The following is a 21,705-nucleotide window of genomic DNA, read 5'->3' as shown; positions in this document are numbered from 1 at the left end:
CCGACGCGGCACGCCTGTTCGGCCCGCGGACCGGCTCGGGCCGGCCGGCGGGCCGCGCCGCGCGACCCGCGGTGGCGAGGCGTGTGGGGTCACAGCAGGAGCATGCGGGTCCCGTTCACGGCCAGGATCGTGCAGGCGAGTGTGAAGAGGCTCTGGACGACACAGGTGATCGGCATACGGAGCAGCCCGTGCGTGACCGCGCTTGCCGCCCCCACGGCCGGGACGCCCCAGATGACGAGCCACGTCAGCACCGGGACGTCGCCGGAGTGCACGGCCGAGGCCATGATGCCGTAGCCGAGCACCATGAGCAGGTACCCGGCGGTCATCACGATCACGGTGTCCATGATCAGGAACAGGAGGGCGACCGCGAGGTCGAGCAGCCAGGAGCGGCGTTCGCGGCCCCGAGGGGCCACCGGGGCGTCCTGGTCGTCCACGAGTGGTGAGGCCATGTGCCGACTGCACCACGGAATGGTCCGTTCGACTCCTCGCCGGCGCGGACAGCGATCCGACCGTGACCCTCGGTCAGCCGGCCCCGCGACCGTACGCGCGAGCCGTCGTCCGAGCGTCGGAGGCGGACCGCGGCTCGCGGACCACCGCGACGCCTCCCGCGGGCACCGTGACCTTCCCGGACACCGTTGTACCGGTGAGAAGTTCGACGCCTTCGGCGGGCACCTCGGCCCCCTCTCCGGCGTGGTCGATGAGGAAGAGGTAGTCGGCGTCCGTGCCGTATCGTCGCACCACCTCGACACCCGCAGGGGCATCGGCCTCCGGGTGCACCCCGGCCTCACGTCGCATGCGGTCCAGGACCGCCGTCAGGGTGGCGGGATCCGGATGGGTGGCGACGTACCAGGCGGTCCCGCTGCCGTAGGTGTGCCGGGTGATCGCGGGGACGCCGGTCAGCGGCCCGTCGGAGTAGGTGGCGACGGCCTCCGCCCCGGTGAGGTGGAGGCGTTCCGTCCAGAGGTCGGCGGTCGCACCCGGCGGGACCTGCCCGTCCAGGCCCACCGATCGGCCGGGCAGCAGGGGAAACGGCTCGTCGCCGCGCACACCGAGGATCTCGCGGAACGCGCCCGGGTAGCCGCCGAGGCGGACATGGCAGTTCTCGTCGACCGCCCCGCTGTGGAAGCCCACGGCCAGGGTGCCGCCCCCTTCGACATAGGCGGTGAGACGGGCCGCACCCGCGTCGTCGAGGAGATGGAGACTGGGGGCGAGGACGAGCCGGTAGGAGTCGAGGCCGGGGGAGTCGGGGCGGACGAAGTCGACCGCGACACCGGCCCGCCACAGCGGGGTGTACCAGTCCCTGACCAGGTCCTGGAAGCGGAGTTCACCCGTGGGCTGGGACGGCTGTTCCAGGGCCCAACGGGCGTCCCAGTCCCAGACGACGGCGACCCGGGCGGCGTGCGCGCTGCCGCGTACCTCGCCCAGCGCCCGCAGGTCGGCGCCGAGTCGGACGACGTCCTGCCAGGTCCGGCTGTCGGTGCCCGCATGCGGCAGCATCGCCGAATGCCACTGCTCGGCGCCCGCCCTGGCCGCGCGCCACTGGAAGAAGAGGATGCCGTCGGCACCGTGGGCGACATGGGCGAGGGCGTTGCGGCGCATCTCGCCGGGCCGCTTGGCGCGGTTGACCGGCTGCCAGTTGACCGCTCCGGTCGAGTGCTCCATCAGCAGCCACGGGGCGCCCGCGAGGGAACGCATGAGGTCCCCGCTGAGGGCGATGTCGATCTCGGCTTCCGGGTCGTCGGACATCAGGTAGTGGTCGTTGGAGAGGATGTCCAGCTCGGGTGCCCAGCGCCAGTAGTCCAGCGAGTCGAAGGTGCGCAGCACCATGAAGTTGGTCGTGGCCGGCAGGTGGGGGGTCGCCTGCCGGACCACCTCGCGTTCGGCGGTGCACAGCGACAGCAGTTCGTCGGAGCAGAAGCGGCGCCAGTCGAGCCGGTGGGTGGGGTTGGGCGGTGCCGCGGTGGCCCGGGGCGGCAGGATCTCGTCCCAGGAGGAGTACCACTGGCTCCAGAAGGTGGTGCCCCAGGCGTGGTTGAGGGCGCCGAGGTCGTCGCCGTACCTCGCCCGCAGCCACTGTCGGAAGGCACCCGCGCTGGTGTCGCAGTAGCACTCGGCGTTGTGGCAGCCGTACTCGTTGTGGAGGTGCCACATGGCCGGCGCCGGATGGTCGGCGTACCGCTCGGCGACCGCCGTCGAGATGCGCAGCGCGGCCCGGCGGTAGGCGGGGCTGGAGGGGCAGAAGGTCTGGCGGCTGCCGTAGGACAGGGTGCGCCCGTCCCGGTCGACCGGCAGTGCCTCGGGGTGGGCGCGGAAGAACCAGGCGGGCGGGGGCGCCGTGGGGGTGGCGAGGTCGACGGCGACACCGTTCTCGTGGAGCAGGTCCAGGACGCGGTCCATGCGCGCGAAGTCGTACACGCCCTGGGCGGGTTCCAGCAGCGCCCAGGAGAAGATGCCGACGCTGACCATGGTCACCCCGGCCTCGCGCATCAGACGCATGTCCTCGGCCCAGACCTCCTCGGGCCACTGCTCGGGGTTGTAGTCGCCACCGTAGGCGATGCCGGGCAGGCGGAGGCGGCGTTCAGTGCTCACAGGTGAGGCTCCGGGAGACGGCGGGACGGGGAGGTGGGACGGCGGGACGGGGAGGTGAGGGGTGCCGGTCGGCCCTGGTCGACGCCCAGCCGGACGCGAAGGGCGTCTTCCTGAAGTCACCTGTGCCAGAGATAGGTGACCAGAATTCAACACGATCAAACAGGACTGATCGGTTGATGCGAGGAACAGTGAACGCTCGGGCGGTGCCCTGTCAAGGCCGTGAGCGGAGTGCGCCGACGGCGGCGGGAACTTCGCGAAACGCCGAGACGGGCGGCCGGGCCGCGCTCACCGGCCAGTCGAAGGAAGCGTCCCCCGGCTTGCGCATGTGCTGTGAACTGCGCTGATGTGTCGCGGGGGCGTCTTCCGTGCCCCCGCCCCCCGACCCGCCGTGCCCGCTCGTCGAGCCCGCTCCTCACCGTGCGAACCCGCACGTGCCGTGACGGAACCCTTGACGTGGGGTCGACGGGTGCGTAGAAATGACCGCGCGGTCAGACCGCGTGGTCATATCGTTGACCTCGACAGATACAGATGCACGACTGTGGGGGGACCTCATGACATCAGAAGCCGAGCACGGTGCGGGCTCCGCACCGCGCAGCGCGGATGTCGCCAAGCTGGCCGGCGTCTCGCGCAAGACGGTCTCGCGGGTCCTCAACAACGAGCCGTACGTCTCCGACGAGGTCCGCGCACGCGTGCTCGCCGCCACCGAGGAACTGGGCTACCGCCTGAACCACGCCGCACGGGCGCTGGCCTCCGGACGCACCCGCTCCATCGGCGTGGTCGCTCTGGGGACCGCCGGCTACGGCACCGCCTCCCTGCTCATGGGCATCGAGCAGGCCGTACGGAACGCCGGTTACGCACTCCGTGTGGTCAACACTCCGGACGGAGCCCCGAGAAGCATCGCCGGGGCCGTGGAATCGCTCCTGGAACAGGGCGTGGACGGCCTCGTCGTGTCCGAGCCCCTCGTGGAAGGAGACGTCGCCCTGCGCATCGACGTGCCGGTCCTCTTCCTCGGCGCGCCACCCGCCTTCACCGCCACCCGGACCCTGACGGTCGGCGTGGGCGCCCAGCCGCTGGCACGCGCCGCCACCGAGCACCTGCTGGACCTCGGACACCCGACCGTCCACCACCTCGCCGGCCCCCGGTACTGGTACGCCACCAAGGACCGCATCGAGGGCTGGCGGGCGGCGCTCAACGCGCGCGGCGCGTACGAGCCGCCGCTGCTGAACGGCGACTGGTCCGCGGCCTCCGGATACGCCGCCGGCCGCGCGCTGGCCGCGGACCGGTCCGTGACCGCGGTCTTCGCCGCGGGCGACGAGATGGCCATCGGCCTGATCCACGCCCTGCGAGAGGCGGGGCGCCGGGTACCGGACGACATCAGCGTCGTCGGCTTCGACGGCAACCCCGTCTTCGCCTACGTCTCGCCTCCCCTCACCACCGTCCGTCAGCCCTTCGACGCCGCGGCGAACGAAGGCATCCGCCTGCTCGTGCACGCGATCGAGAAGCCCGACATCGCTCCGCCCCCGGCGAGCGAACCACCCGTCGAACTCGTCGTCCGCGGCTCGACGGCACCACCTCCGCCGTCCCCGTCCCCGTCCCGGCCGGCACCGCCCGCGGCCGTCTGACCGGCCCGCCACCCGGTCCCGGCCCGGCGCCGTACGACTCCGACGCTCTCCTTCGCTCTCCGTCGCTCTCCTTCGCCCGCCACCGAGCCCGCCCCGGAAGCGCCGGCCCCCAAAGCCCCACCCCCCGCTCCTCCCCTCCCCTCTTCCCCTCTTCTCCGCTGGAGCCGCAACATGTCCCCTGCGCAGCGAGGCGCCAGACCCGGCGCCGCTCCGCGTCCCCGCCCCACCACCTGCCTGTTCCTGCTGCTGGCCCTGATCGTCACCGTGGCGACCCTGGTGCTGCCCGCCGCAGGCCGGGCGGACGCCCTCGCCCGGCCGTCCCAGACCATGTACACCCCGCCGTCGAACGCGCCCTCGCCCGGCTCGTTCTACCCGCGGGCGATGCGCATGCAGCACAACGGCTCGGCCAACGGCACCCTGCTCGCCACCTTCGAGCAGTACACCAGCGGAACCCCCGTCTTCCCCATCTACCGCAGCACCGACAACGGCGGTTCCTGGACGAAGATCTCCGATGTCACGGACACCCAGAACGGCTGGGGCATGCGCTGGCAGCCCGAGCTGTTCGAACTGCCCGAGGCCATGGGCGGTTTCCCGGCGGGCACCGTCCTGGCCGCCGGCGCCTCCGTCCCCGCCGACCGATCGGCCATCAAGATCGATGTCTACGCCAGCACCGACCGCGGACAGAGCTGGAGCTTCGTCAGCAACATCGCCACCGGCGGCCCGGCGTTCGACCAGAACGGCAACGGCAACACTCCCGTGTGGGAGCCGTTCTTCCTCGTCTCCGGCGGCAAACTGATCGTCTACTACTCCGACCAGCGCGACCCCGATCACGGGCAGAAACTCGTCCACCAGGTGTCCACGGACATACGCACCTGGGGTCCGGTCGTGGACGACGTGGCGATGCCCACTTTCAGCCAGCGCCCGGGCATGGCCACTGTCGTGAAGCTGCCCGACAACACCTACCTCATGACCTACGAGTACGGCGGCTCCCCGGCCGGTGACTTCGCCGTCTACTACAAGATCAGCGCCGACCCGGAGGCGTTCGGCTCCGTCACGGGCATTCCCCTGCGCGCGACGGACGGCACGGTCCCCCGCAGCACCCCCTTCGTCACCTGGCTGCCCACCGGCGGTCCGAACGGCACGCTCGCGGTCAGCGCCAACAGCGCCGACGACCTGTTCCTCAACACCCGGAACGGCGCCGCGGACAGCTGGACACGCATCAACTCCGACGTCGCGGGCGGCTACAGCCGGGGCATGCTCCCCCTCGCCGACGGACACAGTCTGCTGGTGCTCAGCGGGGGCCGCGCCCGCAGCACCGGCGTCAACCCGGTGACGTACAGCACCATCGACCTGGGCGGCGGCATCTCCGACGGCGCCACCTACACCCTCTCCAACGCCAACAGCAGTCTGAAGCTCACCATCGCCGGCGGCTCCACCGCCAACGGGACCAACGCGACCCAGCAGTCGACGACCAACGCCACGGACCAGCAGTGGCGCTTCGTCCAGCAGCCCTCTGGCTACTTCAAGATCTTCAACGTCGCCAGTGGCAAGGTGCTGGGCGTCCAGAACCAGTCCACCGCCAACGGCGCCAGGATCCTGCAGTTGGACGACAACGGCACCCTCGACCACGAATGGGCCGTCGCCCCGCACCCGGCCGGTGGCTACACCCTCACCAACCGCGTCACCGGGAAGTACCTCGAAATCCCGGACGCCTCCACCACCGTCGGCACCGTCGCGGACCAGTGGAGCACCACCACATGTGCCTGCCAGCGCTGGAACCTGACCCAGACGGCCCTGCCGCCCCTGGGCACAGGTCAGTACGCGTTCGTCAACAAGAACAGCGGCAAGTACCTGGACATCCCCAACGGCTCCACCACCACCAACACCGCGGTCGGTCAGTGGACCAACACGGCCTGCCGCTGCCAGCTGTTCACCTTCCAGTCCGCCGGCGGCGGCGCCTGGAACATCAGGAACGTCAACAGCAGCCTGAACCTGGACATCCGCTCCTCCTCCACCACCGCGGGAGCCGTCGTCGTCCAGAACACCGCCTCCGGCGCCGACTCCCAGAAGTGGACGCTCAGCGACGGTGGCAACGGCTACTACAAGCTCCGGAACGTGAACAGCACCCTGGTCGCGGGCGTCGCCCAGTCCTCCACCGCCGACGGCGCCGGCATCGTCCAGTGGAACAGCGTCGACCTCGACGACCAGCTCTGGAAGATCGTCCGCGTCAACTGACCCCGTCCGTCACCCCATCCCTCACCCCACCGGCCACCGGGCCCGCCGACCAGAGGTCGGCGGGCCCGGCCTTCGCCGCGGGCCGTGGCCGGGCGAGCCGGTGTCTACAGGCCCAGCACCTCGCCGTACTTGAAGACACCCCTGACCAGCGCGAAACCGTACGGGGTCAGCGCCTTGCCCGGCGTGTACGTCTCCACGGTGCTGCTCGGCACGAACCAGACGCCACCCGACGTGGGCCCGCCCGCGTTCTCACCGGGTGCGCTCACCGCGGTGTCCCGCAGGCCGTCGCTGTTGTAGTCGCCGACGGCCACCTGCGCGCCGAAGCGGTCACCGGCCTCGGCCGCGCCCTGCATGTTCGGGGTGCTCTGGCTGCGGGCGAGGCCGCCACGAGGTCCGTCCTTCGTACCGTTCAGGACGACGTAGCCCCCCGCGTCCTTGAGGGTGCCCACGTCCTCACCGGGCACGCCGACCACCAGTTCGGGCAGGTCGTCCCCGTTCAGGTCACCGGCGGCCAGCGCGGCGCCGAAGTCGTCGCCCTCCTCGGCGTTGCCGCCGACATCCGGGCTCGACTGGGTGAAGCACTCGCTCTCGGTGCCGAAGGCCGTGCTCTTCGAGCCCTTGAACAGGAGCACCGCACCGCCGAGCCGGTCCTGGCAATGGGTGGTGTCCGACTCGGAGTTAGGCTGTACGGGACCGACCGCGAGGTCGTCGGTGCCGTCCCGGTCGAAGTCGGCGACGGCGAGCGCACTGCCCCGGTCGGGGTCGGACCACCACTGGGCGGGCTCGGCCCGGTCGTTCCAGCGCGTGATGAAGGTGCCGGAGTCCTCCAGGGCCCGCCAGGTGGTGGCGAGGTCGTCCCGGCCGTCGCCGTCGAAGTCGCCGGTCGCCAGGTCGAGTGTGCGGCCGCCCATGCTGTACCTGCGCAGGGAGATGGCGGCGACCCGGTCGGAGGTGAGCGGGCCCGGGCGGAACCGGAGCGTGCCGTCCTCCTCGCTGTTCTCCCCGTACGCGAGGTCGGCGTCACCGTCGCCGTCGTAGTCACCCGCGGCGACGGTGCTGCCGATGCCGCTGTACTCGGTTGTGCCCCTGGCCACGGTGGTGCCCTTGATGTCCCCGTTCGAGTACTCCAGGACGGTGATGGTGCCCTCGTCCTTGTACTGGTCGGAGGTGAGCGATTCGCCGCTCGCGCCGACGGCGAGTTCGAAGTCGCCGTCGCCGTCCACGTCGACGGGTGTCACGGAGGAACCGAAGCGGTCGCCCGCCTCGGGTGTGCCGGGGATACCCGGCTCGGCCTGGCCGATTTCACCGTGGGACTGGAACGGGGCCCCCGAGGCGCCGTAGATCACGCTGACGTAGCCCGCCTTGGCCTTGCCGTTCACGGTGGAGTCCGGCATGCCGACCGCGATGTCCAGGTATCCGTCGCCGTTGAAGTCGAACCGCACCGTCGTCGCGGCCGCCGCGCTTCCGGCGAGCGGCAGGGTCAGGCCGGTTGCGGTCAGCGCCACCACGGCGGCGGTGGCGGCGAAGGTGCGTGCGCGCACGGTCAACTCCCGAGTAGAAAGGGTGAATGAGGGCCGCAGGTGATGCGCTCCCGGGGGTGTGACACACGAGGTGGACGAAGGGTTGTGTGCAGGTGGCCGCCCGGACGACACGACAGGGTGACGGCGACGAACGAGGCGCACATTCCGACCGCCGACAGGGCTGAGGCGGCCCACAGGGGGTAGCCGGACCGTAGGAGAGTCTTGCCGACACCGAGGGACGGAGTCTCATGCCGCGCATGATGGAACGGATCAAGCAGTTCGCGAGCAGCCCGCAGGGGCGTCGGGTGGCGGAGCAGGCGCGACGGGCCGCCGCAGACCCTCGCCGCCGGAGTCAGGCCAGGAGCCTGCTGGGCAAACTCCGCGGCCGTCGCTGACCGCACGTATCCCGGCTGAGTCGGCTGAGTCGGCGGAGTAGGCGGAGTAGGCGGAGTAGGCGGAGTAGGCGGAGTGGAGTCCGGTTCGGTGAAATGTCATCTGCCTTTTCCAGTGGGGAGGTTGGGCTCTGCCGGGACTGAAATCGCCCGAACGCGATCGTGAAATCGCCCGACGGTTCCTAGTCGAATACGCCCCCATGCGCTCGCCCGTACGAGTTGTCTTCGTCGCGGGTTCTCCGGTATTCGCATGCCGTAGTCGGAAGCGGAGCAGCCTTCGTGCATGGAGAATGCTGCATCTGACGGGACACCGTCGGCAGAGGGGTTACTGTCCGGACCTGAGATCGTCTTCACGGCGGACTTCGCGTCCACCCGTCAATGGGTGGCGGGGCGTTCGTGGGCCTATCCGAACGGCGGGCCGGTCAACCCCGGTGACAACAAACTGGATTACCTGACGGCCGACCCCTCCTACAGCCGCTCCGGCACGTTCCGCGCGACCCGCCGAAGGGACGGCCGGTGGAACGCGGGGCTGCTCACCACGGAGGAGAGCGAGGAGGGGTTCACCGTCCGCGCGGGGGATGTGCTGGAGGCGCGCGTCAGGCTGCCGTACGAGGCCGGAGCCTGGCCGGCGATCTGGACCTGGCGGGACGGCGACCAGGAGATCGACGTCTTCGAGTACCACCCCGACAACCCCGACCTGCTGGAACTGACCAATCACGTCCGCGGTTCCAACCTCTACTACCGTGACCCCGCCATCGGCCCGGGCGCCTGGGTCGACCTCCGCGTCGAGTTCGGCGTGCGGTCCGTGATCTGGTGGGTGAACGGCATCCGGGTGTTCGCCGACCGCCGCGGTGTGGGGCGTTCCTGGCACGCCTATCTCATCGTCAACCTGTCGGTGTGCGCGGGCCGTTATCACCCGCCGCCGAATCCCCACGTGAAGGAGATGTCGTACACGGTCCAGCGCCTCGTGGTGCGACGGCCGGCCGCGCTTCTGGAAGAACTGCCCGAGGAACCGGAAGAGGTGGCCGACGGCGTCGGGCCATAAGTCTCGAATTCCTCGCCCAATCTCTCCGGGGCACGCGGAGAAAAAGCGCGCCGGACGCGGCGACGGGGAAATGACGCCGGCCACCGGAGAAGTGCCCCGGCGGGTGCCTACCGTTGCGTAGACACCCGCCGGGGAGCCGTGAACTGCCCCGCCGGGGCCGGGGCGAGGGCGCTGTCGGTCAGGCCACGGCGTCGAAGGTCCACAGCAGGTTGTTGTTCTGCTGCCACGTCCACTGCTTGGCGGTAGACCCTCCGGGGACCATTCCGCCGCCGTCGAGGACGAGTCCCGTGCCGCGGTTGGCGATCGAGTACTGGCCCTGGCCGCGGTGGGTGATCAGCCACTGCTGGGTGTTGCCGCCGTCCCAGGACTTCTGCCGGGCCGGGTCACCGTCGGCGGTGGCGCCCCAGCCGTCGGCGACCATGCCGTTGGTGCGGTTGACGAGCCGGTAGTACCCGTTTCCGAGCTCGATCGCCTGCCACTGGAGATTCGAGTGGACCACCGCCTCCCACAGTTTCAGGTTCGATCCGGAGGCGACATTGCCACCGCTGTCCAGGGCCAGATGGTTGGTGACATTGGTCAGCCGGAAGTACTTGTCGGGCCTGAACGTCACTCTCAGGGATCTGATCGCGTCGTTGTTGCCCGTCACCCGAAGATCCCGGGTGTCGGCCGTGAACGTCCAGGCCGTGCCGGTGAAGTTGTCACCCGAGTAGCCCGTGAGCTGGAAGCCCGGCGGCAACAGGATCGAGGACGCGGTGGCGGGCGCGAGGCCGGCCGCGGAGAGCTGGGAGGAGGTGTAGCTGCCCAGCGGCAGGACGGCGCGGCCGGCATCGTAGTCGACGTTCTGGAACACCAGGGCCGAGGCCCTCACCGGCATGCCCTGGACCTCGACACACACCACGGAGTCGTCGGCGTTCGGAGCCGTGGCCGGCACGGTCACGTCGATCTGGTCGGTGACGGTGTAGGGGAGGGAGACCGAGGGGTTGTCGAGCAGGTAGACGCGGCTGATCGTGTTGTCGACCATCGGAATCCTGAGCCGGCCGTTGGTGGGCCAGGTGAAGACGTGCGCGAAGAGCTTGCCGCTCTTCCTCGTGACCTTTCCCCACGCGGGCTCGGCGGCGAACGGGCTGCCGCTGGTGCCGTGGATGCTGTCGCTGTACGTCGACATCCACGAGGCGAGGCCGTTGAGGACGGTCTGCGTTCCCGCGGTGACCGACCCGTCGCCCTTGGGGCCGATGTTCAGCAGGAGATTGCCGTCCCGGGAGACGACGGTGACGAGTTCCTGGACGATGTCCTTGAGGGACCTGTACGCGTTCTCGCTCGACGCGTTGTAACCCCACGCGCCGTTCATGGTGCTGCACCGCTCCCACGGCCGGCCCATCGGCGCGGAGGGTATCCCGAACTCCGCCACCGCGTAGTCACCGAGACCGTGGTCCCGCTTGACGCGTTCGTTGACGATGAGACCGGGCTTGCGCGCGATCAGCCAGTTGTAGAGGTCGACGCCGTCCGAATCCAGCCACCAGTCCTCCAGGGTGGGGCTGGAAGGGTTGTCGAACCAGTCACCGTCGAACCACAGCAGTGCCGGGTCGTAACGGTCCAGCAGCTCCTGGAGCTGGGCTTTCATGTCGGCGATGTAGGCGGTGCGGGCCGCCTGCGACGACATCGTGGTGAGGCCCCCCTCGTGACGGTCGGTCTGGGAGGGGTGGTTCCAGTCGAGGATCGAGTAGTACAGGCAGAACTTGATCCCGCGGCTCTCGCACTCGCTCTTGAGGTCCCGGAGCGGATCGCTCTGGATGCCGTTGTAGTCGTGCAGGTTGTAGAGCTTGGTGGCCGTGGTGTCGGTGAAGCTCGCCACGTCGGAGTTCCACATCGCGTAGCCCTCGTGGTGCTTGGCCGTGATCACGACGTACTTCATACCGGCGTTCTTGGCCAGTTCGGCGATGGTGGCGGCGTTGAACCGGGACGGATCGAAGTTCCGGGTCACCTGAGTCTGGTAGTTCGCCTTGCTCCACCGCTGGCTGTCGAACGCCCACTCGCCCTGCCCCAGTTGCGAGTAGGACCCGAAGTGGATGAACATGCCGAACCGGGCCTGATACCACCAGTCCATCTTCGAGGGGACGGCGTACGCCTCGGCGGTGGCGGGCCACAGGGCCTGCGGCAGGCCGACGGCCGCCAACCCTCCGGCAAGTGCTGCGGCCTTCATCAGTGCGCGTCTGCTGAGACGGGCTGAGGACATGGTGCGGCTCCGGGGGTGAGGGAGAGGCAGGACAAGGCGCCACGAGCACAGGGGTCGGTCGGGGTCCTGTGCTCGCGACTCAAGTGGAGACATCGGATGGATTTATAGGAGCGTCGGAGTATCTTTGTCTAGAGGTGCGACAGCGTTATCCCTATTGGAGCATGCTAGTAGTGGTCCTGCGCGGCAGTTCCGAGGGTGCTCGTCCGGCCAGCTGTCCGTACATACATAGGATCTATTTGATGATCGCTGGACTGTCGCGCCGAACACGCCGAACAGGCCGAGCACGTCGAACGCGTCGAACGCGTCGTCGAGGAGCAGGGAGAGGGCAGCATGGCGATTCAGCGGATGGACAACGTCGGCATCGTCGTCGAGGACATGGACGCGGCCATCGCGTTCTTCGTGGAACTCGGCATGCAACTCGAGGGCAGGGGACAGGTGGAGGGCACCTTCGCCGACCGCTGCACCGGGCTCGACGGCGTCCGCTGCGACATCGCGATGATGCGGACCCCGGACGGCCACAGCCGGCTCGAACTGGCGAAGTACCGCAGTCCCGCGGCGATCGCGGCCGGAGCGCGCGACAGGCCGCACAACATCGTGGGCACGCACCGCGTCATGTTCGCCGTCGACGACATCGAGGACACGGTCGCCCGCCTGCGCCCGCACGGCGCCGAACTCGTCGGCGGGATCGCCCGGTTCGAGGACAGCTACCTGCTCTGCTACCTCCGGGCCCCGGAGGGCTTCATCGTCGGACTGGCCGAGCAACTGCACTGAAGGATCAGGCGCACCCCTCCCGCTCCCGGGAGTGAGATAGGGATATGGGGTATGTATCCCTCCATGGGAGTTCATTTCGTCACAGGTGCTGGTTCGGGGATCGGTGCGGCGGTCGCGGAGGTGTTCGCCGAGCGAGGGGAGGAGCTGTGGCTGCTGGCACGGGACGAGGCGCGGGCGGCTGAGCTGCGCGACCGGTTCCCGGCGAGCAGGACGCTGGTGGCCGATCTGTCCGCGCCGGCGTCGATACGGTCCCGGCTGGCAGCCGGTGCCCTGCCCGAGCGGCTGGACTCGCTCGTGCACGTGGCCGGAGTCGTCGAGTCGGGCCGGGTGGAGGAGCTGGACGCGGCCCTCTGGCAGGACACGCTCGCGGTGAACCTCGTGGCCCCGGCCGCACTGACGGGCGTGCTGCTGCCGGCACTGCGCGAGGGCGGGGGACACGTCGTGTTCGTCAACTCGGGCGCCGGTGTGCACGCTCCGCCGCGGCTGAGCGCCTACGCGGCGTCCAAGTTCGGTCTGAAGGCGCTCGCGGAGTCGCTGCGGGCCGAGGAGTACGCGCACGGGGTCCGGGTCACCACCGTGTATCCGGGGGAGACGGACACCCCCATGCAGGTCAAACTGCACGAGCAGTTCGGTCTCCCCTACGAGCCGCAGGCCCATATGCGTGCGGAGTCCGTCGCGGCAGCCCTGGTCATGGCGCTGGATCTGCCGCAGGACGCGACGATGAGCGACGTGATGCTGCGCCCGGGGTGCTGAGTCCGTCCCCGGTGCGGCCGGGGCCGGAGCGGCCGGTCAGGGGCCGTCCGGTCCCGGCCGCACCGTCGTGCCAGTGGCCCATCAGGTCGGCGTAGAGCGGAACTTGCGCCAGGAGCGCGTCGTGCGTGCCGATGGCCGGGCGGGTTCCGTCCAGGAGCAGCACCCGGTCGGCGCGGCGGGCCACGGACAAGCGGTGCGCGACGGTGACGACGGTGCCGGGACGACGCCGGAACGCCTCCTCCACGCGTCGCTCGGCCGCCGCGTCCAGATGCCGGGTGGCCTCGTCGAGGATGACCAGCCGGGCATCGGAGAGGTGGACGCGCGCCAGGGCCACCAGCGCGCGTTCCCCGGAGGACAGCGCGGCGGGGTCGACCAGGCCGTCCAGCCCTCCGAGCCGTTCGGCCAGCGCGTCCATTCCCAGTTCCGTCATGGCGGCGGTCAGGACCGCGTCGGATGTGTCCGGCGCGAGATAGCGGAGGTTCTCGCGCAGGGTGGCGGTGACGACGTACGGGGTCTGCGGTGCCAGGACGCGGGCGCGGGCCAGAGCGTCCCGGGTGACGCGCTCCAGGGGCACGCCGCCCAGGACGACGCGTCCCCGGTCGGGCGGGAGCATGCCAGCGAGGACGTCGGCCAGGGTCGACTTGCCGATCCCGGACGGGCCGACGACCGCCAGGTGTTCGCCGTCGCCGAGGGTCAGGTCGAGGCCGTCCAGGACCGGTTCGGCGCCCGGGCCGTAGGCGAAGACGATGCCCGACAGAGCCGCCGAACCGTCCGCGGGGACAAGAGCCGGGTCCGGGTCCGGGCCGGGCGCGGGGTGGTGGGCCGCCTCGGCGAGCCGTTCGGCGGCCACGGCCAGCCTCAGCCAGGACGCGCCGAGCCCCTGCACCAGCAGACGGACGGCGGGTTCCAGGGTGGCCAGGACATAGGCGAGGATCCCCACGATCTCGCCGGCGCTCACACCGCGGGCGTGCAGGCCGGGTGCGGCGAGGACGACGAGCAGCAGCGGACTGTGCGCGCCCAGGGCGACGATCAGCCGCCGCAGCGCGGACACGGAGGCGAGGGCGTTGGAGGCGCGCAGGTGCCTGTCGACGGCGTCGAGGGCCTCGTCACGGGCGTGCTCCCGCGCCCCGCAGGCGACGATGTCCCGCAGGGCGGTGAACGTGGCGACGGTACGGCCGGCGAGGTCCTCCTCGGCGTCGAAGGCCGCGCGCTGTCTGCGGACCGTGGCGGGGGCGAGGACGGCGAACAGGGCGAGCGCGGCCAGGAGCGGCACGGCGACCAGGGGCACGGCGGCGGGCGCGAGGACGGCGGTGCCCGCGATCACGGCGGCGACCGTCAGGACGAACTGCCACAGCAGCATCAACTGGCCCGCCAGCGCGTCGCGTACGGCCTCCACCTGCCGCGTCAGGCGCGCGACGGCCACGGCCGCGCCGTCGTCCGGGGCGGCGCGGGGCGCGACGGCGCGGCGGAGGGTGCCGGTGACCACGTCCCGCAGCAGCCGGTCGCGCAACGGCTCCACGATCTCGGCCAGCCACGGGTAGCTCTGCCGGCCGGCCCAGGCGCCGCCGAGGGCGCACAGGGCGAACACGCCCAGTCCGAGGGCCGCCGTGCGGGGCCGATCCACCAGGAACCCGCGGTCGACGGCCAGCGCGAGGGCCTTGCCGCAGACGAGGGCGGGGGCGGCCGACAGGAGCGTCCACCAGGTCAGCCGGAGCGCGGCCCCACGGTCGGCCGTCAGGGCCTCGCGGATCAGGCGCACGGCCGCCCGGTGGGCCGCGGTGAGGGAGGAGGCACCGGGCCGGTCCCCGGCACGGTCCGCCGCGGGCCTACGCAGCGTTTTCGGGGGGCGTGCGGGGCGACCCGCGCGTCGTCGGTCCATGTCAGTCGTCCACGTCCTCGGCGCTGTCGAACAGAGCGCGGTAGGCGGGCAGTCGCCACAGCTCGTGATGGGGTGCGAGGGCTGCCACGCGTCCCTCGTGCAGCCAGGCCACGAGGTCGGCACGGGCCGCCGCGGCCGTGCGGCGGGTCACGACCAGCCGGGTGCGGTCGCCGTACGGGCCGTCCAGGGCGCGCAGTACCGCGGCCTCGGCGGCGGAGTCCAGGCTCGACATGGCGTCGTCCAGGACGAGCAGCCGGCCGTCGCGGGCCAGGGCGCGCGCCAGGCCCAGGCGCTGGCGCTGGCCGCCGGAGAGCGGTGCGTCGGTGAGGAGGGTGTCGTAGCCGGCGGGGAGACGACGCACGAAGGCGTCGGCCTGCGCCGCCCGGGCGGCCGCGTGGACCCGTTCCTCCGGAACGCGGTCGGCGGCCGTGCTCAGGGCGTCCAGGATCGTGCCGCCGGTCAGCTCCGGGTCGCTGAACGCGTAGGAGACGGCGGCGCGCAGGTCCGCGGGGCGGACGTCGTCCAAGGGCACGCCGTCCAGCAGCACCAGCCCCCGGTCCGGGACCCGAAGGCCGCCCGCGACCGCTGCCAGCAGGGAGGTTCCCGCACCGGAGCGTCCGACGAGCGCGACACTGTGACGTGCGGGCAGGACGAGGTCCAGTCCGTCCAGGACGGTGTCACCGGCCGGGGTGCGCACGGTGATGCCGCGCAGTTCGACGCGCCCCGGCCCCGGGGGCAGCGGGCGCAGACCCGGCGAGGGTGGGGTGAGGGCGAGCACCTCCCGGACTCGTTGGTGTCCGGCCCGGGCGCGGGCCAGGTCCAGCAGGCTCTGGGCCGTCCCGAAGCCGCCGAGGCCGAGCGTGGCGTAGCCGAGTGCGGCCACCAGGTCGCCGGGGCCGAGTGAGCCGGCGAGCAGTTCGTGGCCCGCGACGGCGATGACGGTGATCTGGGTCGCGGGGGCGAGCAGCCCCGTGGACCAGGAGACACGGCGCTGACTGTCCCACAGGGCGCGTCCGTGCCGGCCCAGTTCGGGCAGCGGCCGCAGGACCCGCTCGATCTCGCGCTCCACGGTTCCGGCCGCGGCGATGGTACGACGGCCGGCCAGCGCGTTGAGCAGATGGGTGGCGACGGCGGCCTGCGCGCTCTGGTAGCCCTCGCCCCGGCGCACGGTGCGCCGCAGATGACGCCGCAGCAGCAGCCAGCCCGCGGGTGCGGTGATCAGGAAGGCGGCGGCCAGCTCGGGGGCGAGCAGCCCCAGGGCGAGTACCGAGCCCGCGGCCATGGCGAGTTGGGCGACGGCGTAGACGGCGGCCTGGACGCTGAGCCCGGCCTCGGCGGCGCTCGCGGTGAGGCGGGCCACCAGGTCGCCGGTGGTGGTCCGCCGGGAGGGATGAGGGCCGAGGGTCATGGCGTGCCGCACCAGTGCGGCGCGCAGCCGGGCGGTCGCCTCGGCGGTGGCGCGGGGACCCGCGTACTGCGCGAGGGCCTCCGCACCCGTGAGCAGCCCCAGGACGGCCGCGACGGGCAGGATTCCCTGGCCGGCGCTCGCGGACAGGGCCCGGTCGACGGCCGCGGCCAGGGCGGCGGGCAGCGCGAGTGCGGCGGCCGAACTCGCCGCCACCGCCACGGCGAGAATGGCGGACCACCCCCAGGACCACCCCCAGGGCCGCGCCCTCGGCCGGGCGGCGCCGGGCGGGGGACCGGGCCGCCTGCGGGGCCCGCGCGCGAGGACGGCCCAGGCCGTACGATCGGAAGCCGCGTCCCGCTGCGGCCGGTGTCGTTGGTCCTGTCCCATACGAGGCTCCTGAGTGCGTGGACGGGCGGTCGTCGGGGCGGCACGAGAACGCCGGCCCGGGCTGTCCCTCAGCCCGGGCCGGCTCTGTTCAGCGGGTCAGGTCACCCCTTGTGGGGAGGGGGAACGACCCGGAGCGGTGCGGTCAGAGGCACAGCAGCGTGCTGACGGTGCTGTTGGTGCAGTTGACCACCGACAGGGAGCTGAGCACCGACAGGTACTCGACCGTCTCGTCCGGGGTCTCCAGGGCCTGCAGGTTGAGGATGGACATGGTGATCTCCTTCGGTTGGGTTGGTGCTTTCCGGCGATCGCCGGAAACTCTGGGCCGCGACGGCGGACGCCGCGGGATGCCGCGAGGGATGCGGCGGGTTGCCGCGAGAGGCGCGGCGGGTGGCCGCGAGGGATGCGGCGGTCGGAACGGCCTGGCGGTCTCAGGGGGCGGGCGCCGGCGTCGGCGGAGCCGCCAGAGGTGCGGGCGCCGTGGCCCGTCGGCCGCCGGGCCAGAAGGGCAGCGCCGGGGTGCCGGCGAGCGCCGATCCCAGGGCGAGCAGGATGCCCGCGGATCCGGTGGCGAGGTCCATCGACAGGCGCAGCAGCTGCTCGCCGGGGAAGGCCGCGTGCCCCCGGTGGGGGATGAGGTGCCAGACGAGGCGCCGGATGTGCCGCCGGACCAGCGGATCGTCGTCGGGGGCGTCGTCCCGGAGCAGGTGGAGCAGCAGGATCAGACCCGCCCGCCCGTTGAACAGGCTGGGCTGGACGATGAACTCGGGCTCGGCCGCCAGCCGTATCCGCTCCAGGCTCTGGCGCAGCCCGGCGTCGGGACGGTGACGCAGCACCGCGTGCAGGACGGCGGCGATGCCGGCGCTGCCCGTCTCCAGGTACGGCAGCACCCGGCTGCCTTCGTCGACCTGGAGCGTTCCGTCCGCGCCGACGACGCAGCGGGCGAGATCCAGGCGCAGGGCCTGTTCGGCCAGGTCGAGCAGCCCCGTGTCACCGGTGCGGTCGTACAGGCTCAGGAAGAGCAGGGCCGAACCGGAAGGGCCGTGCAGGAGCCCCGGGCGCCGGCCGGAGGCGGGCCCGTCGGGTTCGTCCATGAGGCGGGCGGCGAGACGGTCGGCGACGTCGACGGCACCGGCCAGGAGTGAGGCGTCCGAGGTGGTCGCGGCGAAGTGCAGCAGGGTCAGCCCGACTCCCGGGAGCCCACCCGCGAGGTCGCCGCCCTGACCGTCGAGCGGTTCCTTGAGGAGCCGGTCGAGGAGGTTGTGCGCCTGCCGGGCCTGACCGAGACGGTCCAGGGTGAGGGCGACGCCGTGGGCGCCGGTGTAGAGACCGGGCCGGCAGGGACGGCGTGCGACGGCTTCCAGCAGCCACTCGACGTGATCCGGAGCGACGGGGGCTCCCACGGAGTGCAGGGCCCACAGCACGCCCGCCGCGCCGTAGGCGAGGCCGAGTCCGTCGTGGGTGAACTGGCTGGGATCCCCGGGGAAGAGACGGTCCGTTCGTTCCGGGGTGGCGCTGGCCGCGATGGCCGCGGCGAGGGAGTCCCGCAGGGCGGGCCAGTCGGCGCGTTCGCCGCTGAACAGCGCCGACAGTCTGTCGAAGTCCGACGTGCCCTCCTGCGCGGGGGGTGCGGAGCGGGCCGGATGTGCCGGGGACGGCAGCGTGGGGGAGGGGGTGGGGGTGCGGGTGGGGGGCGGTGAGAGCGAGGAGGGCGGGGCGGACCGGCCGGCGTCCGTCGCCGAGGGGAGTCCGAAGCGTCTGGAGGCGGCTCTGCTCAACTGGCGGCGTTTGTCGGGGTCCAGCGCCGTGAGCTGGGTCAGCGGCATGAAGATCCACAGCCGGAGGGCGTCGAGAGCGTGGTGGTCGATCGCGTAGCCCTTGAGGTCCGCGGGGGCCGCGAAGCCGGCGGCGCCCAGGCCCGGTCTGACGAACTCGTCGGCCGGCGAGGCCAGTTCGAAGTCGATGAAACACACCCGTCCGTCGGGGCGGACGATCAGGTTGCGCGGGTGGAGGTCCCCGAAGACGACACCACGGGCATGGATGGCACGCAGTCCCTCCTCGATCTTCGCGAGGACGTCCAGTGCCTCGTCCCTGAAGCGCTCGATCTCCTCGGGAGCGGGGTCCGGATGGATGAGGGGGTAACGCTGCCCGAACCATCTGTTCAGCGGCTCACCGGATATGTACTCCTGCACCAGGAAGTGGTGTTCCCACGCGGTGTGGTAGGCGAGGGCGGCGGGGACGCAGGGCACGCCCTCCAGCCGGCGCAGGATGTCGTGCTCTCTGCCGAGGCGGGTGACGGCGTCGTCGCCGCGCTGGTCGAGCCCGGCGTCCGGGCGGGCCTCCTTGAGCACCACCTCGTCACCGCCCGAGGCGTGCCGTGCGAGGTAGATGCCGCCGCCGTTGGAGAAGTGCAGGGCCCGTTCAACGGTGTAGGGGAAGTCGGCCATGCTCGTCGTGGCCCGGTCGGCGAGCGCCTTCGCCAGCACCGCGGGGACGGGGGCCCACTCGGGCACCTCGAACACCGCGCGGCGCACGTCGGGGCGCAGCCGGCCCGACGGTTCGCGCAGGGCCAGGACGAGTTCCCCCGTCTCCGACCGGCAGAACTGCTCGGTGAAGCCCCCGTAGCGCAGGTACAGCGGCCCGTTGCGCCATCTCAGATCGCTGAGGATGTACGGACCCCGCTGGCCGGCGAGGGCCTCGTCGAGGTCGTTGAGGGAACGTTCCAGCTGAGGTTCGTCGACCGGGTAGAGGGTCATGAATTTGCCGCTGGACCCGCGGGAGGCGTACTTGGCGTTCTGCGTCTGCACCAGGGCGGGACTGCGCAGGAACTTGTAGGCCATGCGGTGCTCGACGCAGTAGGCGCCGACCACCGAGAGGATGTGCTCGGCGTTGTCCAGACAGGCCGACACGTGGATCTTCCAGCCCTGGTCGGGCAGTTCGACCCCGGCCGGCGTGCGGCCCACCCACACCTCTCTCGCGGAGCCGGTCCAGCCCGAGGGCAGGGGCTCACCGACCGCCGCGAACTCGTCCGAGGTCGCCCAGCGGACCGGCGAGTCGTAGAACGTCGCATCCGCGTACGAATACGCTTCATAGCGCATATCCATAAAACTCCCCCAAGTCGGCTAAATGCTGTTCCCGGACGAATGCAGTGCCAAAGGTGACTCCACCCCACTTCCTGTGCTGGTGGTAGGGTGACCACTTTTTGTCCCGCGATGTGAAGGTAAGGTACGGTCGACCGCCGTCGGCAGAGCGCATTCGGCGCGCACCACGGGGCGCGCGAAGCCCGAGCGCCTCGCCGCCGCACCCCTCAATTGCACCGCGCATATGCGTTCGACTTCTGTCATGGGCAAACTCTCTTGCCGGCGTTGCGATGGCACACATGTCTCCGAAGCGGGCGTGCCCCGGGCGGTACATGGAGGTCGTGACGGCGCAGGCGCACGAAGGAGGGGCAGCGGATCGTCAGCGTCGTGGTGTGCGGCGTGCCCATCTGCGCCCGAATCTCTGACTCGGCGCTTCGATCCAGCGGTAGGTCAGACAGCACAGCGGCAGCAGCGCCATGCAGAACGCCACTTCGAGAGCGATGCTGTCGTGCCGACGTCGGCCGATCGTGCTGTCGATGACCGCCAGCAGCACCGGATGCACCAGGTAGACCGAGTAGCTGATCGTGCCCAGTCCCGTCAGGACACGCGGCAGGCCACGGCCGCGTACCGCCAGTCCGGCACCGAAGGTGACCAGAGCCAGGAGGAACGCGCTGATCCAGCCGCGCCGCGTGAAATGCTCCGCGCCGCCGAACCAGTACGCACTGCCCACGGCGCAGACGGCCACGAGAACGGTGGTGCCGGCGGCGAGGCGCCAGGTGCACTGGCCGTTCTCGGCGCGGTGGACGGTGGTTCCGAGGAACATCACGGCGAGGATCACCAGACCCTCCCACGGCGGGACCGTGCCGTTGAAGGGGACGAGCGTGAGTGCCAGTACACCACCCAACACGCCGCCGAACCGGCGGAGTACGGCCGGCCCGGCACTCGCGCACCAGACGGCGACACCCATGGCGATCGAGGCGCACGCGATCACCGGGCCGGTGCCGAACACGCCCGACAGAGCGGAAGGTGGCAGTGCCACCCCGGCCGCCACGCTCACGGCGGCGAGCACGGCCAGGACGACCGCGACCGACGCGGAGCTCTGGTGAAGGCGGAGGGTGAAAAGAGCGACGGCCAGCAAGTAGAAGGCCATCTCGTAGGAGAGCGTCCACAGGACGAGCAGGAGGCTGGGAGTACCCAGCAGTTCCTGCAGCATGGTGACGTGAGCGGCCATCACACTGACCGTGCTCTGCCCGCCGAAGTCGCGGATCACCGCGACGCCGAGAGCGTCGAGGGCCAGCAGCAGGGTGACGACAACCGCCAACAGCGGATAGACACGGAAGATCCGCCCGATCCAGAACATCCGCACGCAGCCCCGGCGCTCCAGCGAACGCGGAATGATGTACCCGCTCACCAGGAAGAACACCATGATGCCGTAGCGACTGGTGTTGAAGTGGGGCATCAGTTCCCGGCGGAACTCGGGCATGAAGGTGTACGAGGAATGGTCGAACACCACGACGAGTGCGGCGATGCCGCGCAACGCGTCCGGCCAGTCCAGCCGCGACGGCCCGGACGGAGCAAGGGCGCCGAGTAATCGTCTGATCGCGGAAGGTGACGGTGCTGGTGCGGCGGTGTCCAGAGGGCGGAATCGCATGGGTGAGCAGCAATCTCTTCGGCCGGGCAGGCCCCGGTCAGGGTGCGGTGATCACCGAGTTCAGCGGCTGAGGATTTGTTCGGCAGTACCGTTCCGGCAGTTGAACAACGCTGCCGTGCACGCGGCCGAAGGGGTGAGGGTGT

Annotated in this window: 14 protein-coding genes; 5 read left to right on the top strand and 9 right to left on the bottom strand. The window is 71.2% G+C overall.

The features are described from left to right. Nucleotides 1-89: 89 nt before the first annotated feature. Nucleotides 90-449, bottom strand: a complete 360-nt coding sequence (locus PYR72_RS02090) for a hypothetical protein (RefSeq protein WP_275453553.1) — start codon at nt 447-449, stop codon at nt 90-92. A 73-nt stretch (nt 450-522) separates the two neighbouring features. Next, the gene (locus PYR72_RS02085; protein ID WP_275453552.1) at nt 523-2,589 is read right to left on the bottom strand and encodes a beta-galactosidase; all 2,067 of its coding nucleotides are present in this window, start codon (nt 2,587-2,589) and stop codon (nt 523-525) included. Nucleotides 2,590-3,140: 551 nt separating this feature from the next. Between PYR72_RS02085 and PYR72_RS02080 the strand changes: the two genes are divergently transcribed. Both PYR72_RS02080 and PYR72_RS02075 read left to right on the top strand, forming a co-directional pair. After that, entirely contained in the window at nt 3,141-4,211 is a 1,071-nt protein-coding gene (locus PYR72_RS02080) for a LacI family DNA-binding transcriptional regulator (protein ID WP_275453551.1), read from the top strand. Nucleotides 4,212-4,382: 171 nt separating this feature from the next. Further along, nucleotides 4,383-6,446: an RICIN domain-containing protein gene (locus tag PYR72_RS02075; protein WP_275453550.1), complete on the top strand. Its 2,064-nt coding sequence runs from the start codon at nt 4,383-4,385 to the stop codon at nt 6,444-6,446. A gap of 104 nt (nt 6,447-6,550) precedes the next feature. On the opposite strand, the gene PYR72_RS02070 is transcribed toward PYR72_RS02075, so the two are convergent. Then, entirely contained in the window at nt 6,551-7,987 is a 1,437-nt protein-coding gene (locus PYR72_RS02070; protein ID WP_275453549.1) for an FG-GAP and VCBS repeat-containing protein, read from the bottom strand. A gap of 654 nt (nt 7,988-8,641) precedes the next feature. On the opposite strand from PYR72_RS02070, the gene PYR72_RS02065 reads away from it, so the two are divergent. Then, a complete protein-coding gene (locus PYR72_RS02065; RefSeq protein WP_275453548.1) occupies nt 8,642-9,403 on the top strand; it encodes a family 16 glycosylhydrolase in 762 nt (253 codons plus the stop codon). A 178-nt stretch (nt 9,404-9,581) separates the two neighbouring features. On the opposite strand, the gene PYR72_RS02060 is transcribed toward PYR72_RS02065, so the two are convergent. Continuing rightward, nucleotides 9,582-11,636: an alpha-L-fucosidase gene (locus PYR72_RS02060; RefSeq protein ID WP_275453547.1), complete on the bottom strand. Its 2,055-nt coding sequence runs from the start codon at nt 11,634-11,636 to the stop codon at nt 9,582-9,584. A gap of 330 nt (nt 11,637-11,966) precedes the next feature. Between PYR72_RS02060 and PYR72_RS02055 the strand changes: the two genes are divergently transcribed. Together PYR72_RS02055 and PYR72_RS02050 are read left to right on the top strand one after the other, a co-directional pair. Beyond that, nucleotides 11,967-12,407 carry a VOC family protein gene (locus PYR72_RS02055; RefSeq protein ID WP_275453546.1) on the top strand — a complete coding sequence of 147 codons (441 nt, stop codon included), beginning with the start codon at nt 11,967-11,969 and terminating at the stop codon, nt 12,405-12,407. 63 nt (nt 12,408-12,470) lie between these two features. Further along, on the top strand, nt 12,471-13,160 hold the full coding sequence (locus PYR72_RS02050; RefSeq protein WP_275453545.1) for an SDR family oxidoreductase: 690 nt from the start codon (nt 12,471-12,473) through the stop codon (nt 13,158-13,160). Here the strand turns inward: PYR72_RS02050 and PYR72_RS02045 are convergent. From PYR72_RS02045 to PYR72_RS02025, 5 genes are all read right to left on the bottom strand, one after another. Then, nucleotides 13,096-14,919: an ABC transporter ATP-binding protein gene (locus tag PYR72_RS02045; protein WP_275453544.1), complete on the bottom strand. Its 1,824-nt coding sequence runs from the start codon at nt 14,917-14,919 to the stop codon at nt 13,096-13,098. The two genes, PYR72_RS02050 and PYR72_RS02045, sit on opposite strands and share 65 nt — an antisense overlap. 121 nt (nt 14,920-15,040) lie before the next feature. Further along, nucleotides 15,041-16,834, bottom strand: coding sequence for an ABC transporter ATP-binding protein (locus PYR72_RS02040; RefSeq protein WP_275453543.1), 1,794 nt, complete (start codon nt 16,832-16,834; stop codon nt 15,041-15,043). Nucleotides 16,835-16,976: 142 nt separating this feature from the next. Continuing rightward, nucleotides 16,977-17,102 carry a SapB/AmfS family lanthipeptide gene (locus tag PYR72_RS02035; protein WP_012998309.1) on the bottom strand — a complete coding sequence of 42 codons (126 nt, stop codon included), beginning with the start codon at nt 17,100-17,102 and terminating at the stop codon, nt 16,977-16,979. A 160-nt stretch (nt 17,103-17,262) separates the two neighbouring features. Then, nucleotides 17,263-19,929: a class III lanthionine synthetase LanKC gene (lanKC, locus tag PYR72_RS02030; protein WP_275453542.1), complete on the bottom strand. Its 2,667-nt coding sequence runs from the start codon at nt 19,927-19,929 to the stop codon at nt 17,263-17,265. A 361-nt stretch (nt 19,930-20,290) separates the two neighbouring features. Beyond that, on the bottom strand, nt 20,291-21,562 hold the full coding sequence (locus PYR72_RS02025; RefSeq protein ID WP_275453541.1) for an acyltransferase: 1,272 nt from the start codon (nt 21,560-21,562) through the stop codon (nt 20,291-20,293). Nucleotides 21,563-21,705 lie beyond the last annotated feature (143 nt).

This window comes from Streptomyces sp. VNUA24, from assembly GCF_029167005.1.
Taxonomy (GTDB): domain Bacteria; phylum Actinomycetota; class Actinomycetes; order Streptomycetales; family Streptomycetaceae; genus Streptomyces; species Streptomyces scabiei.
The sequence above is the reverse complement of the archived record's forward strand: the minus strand, read 5'-3'. Positions and strand labels throughout refer to the sequence as shown.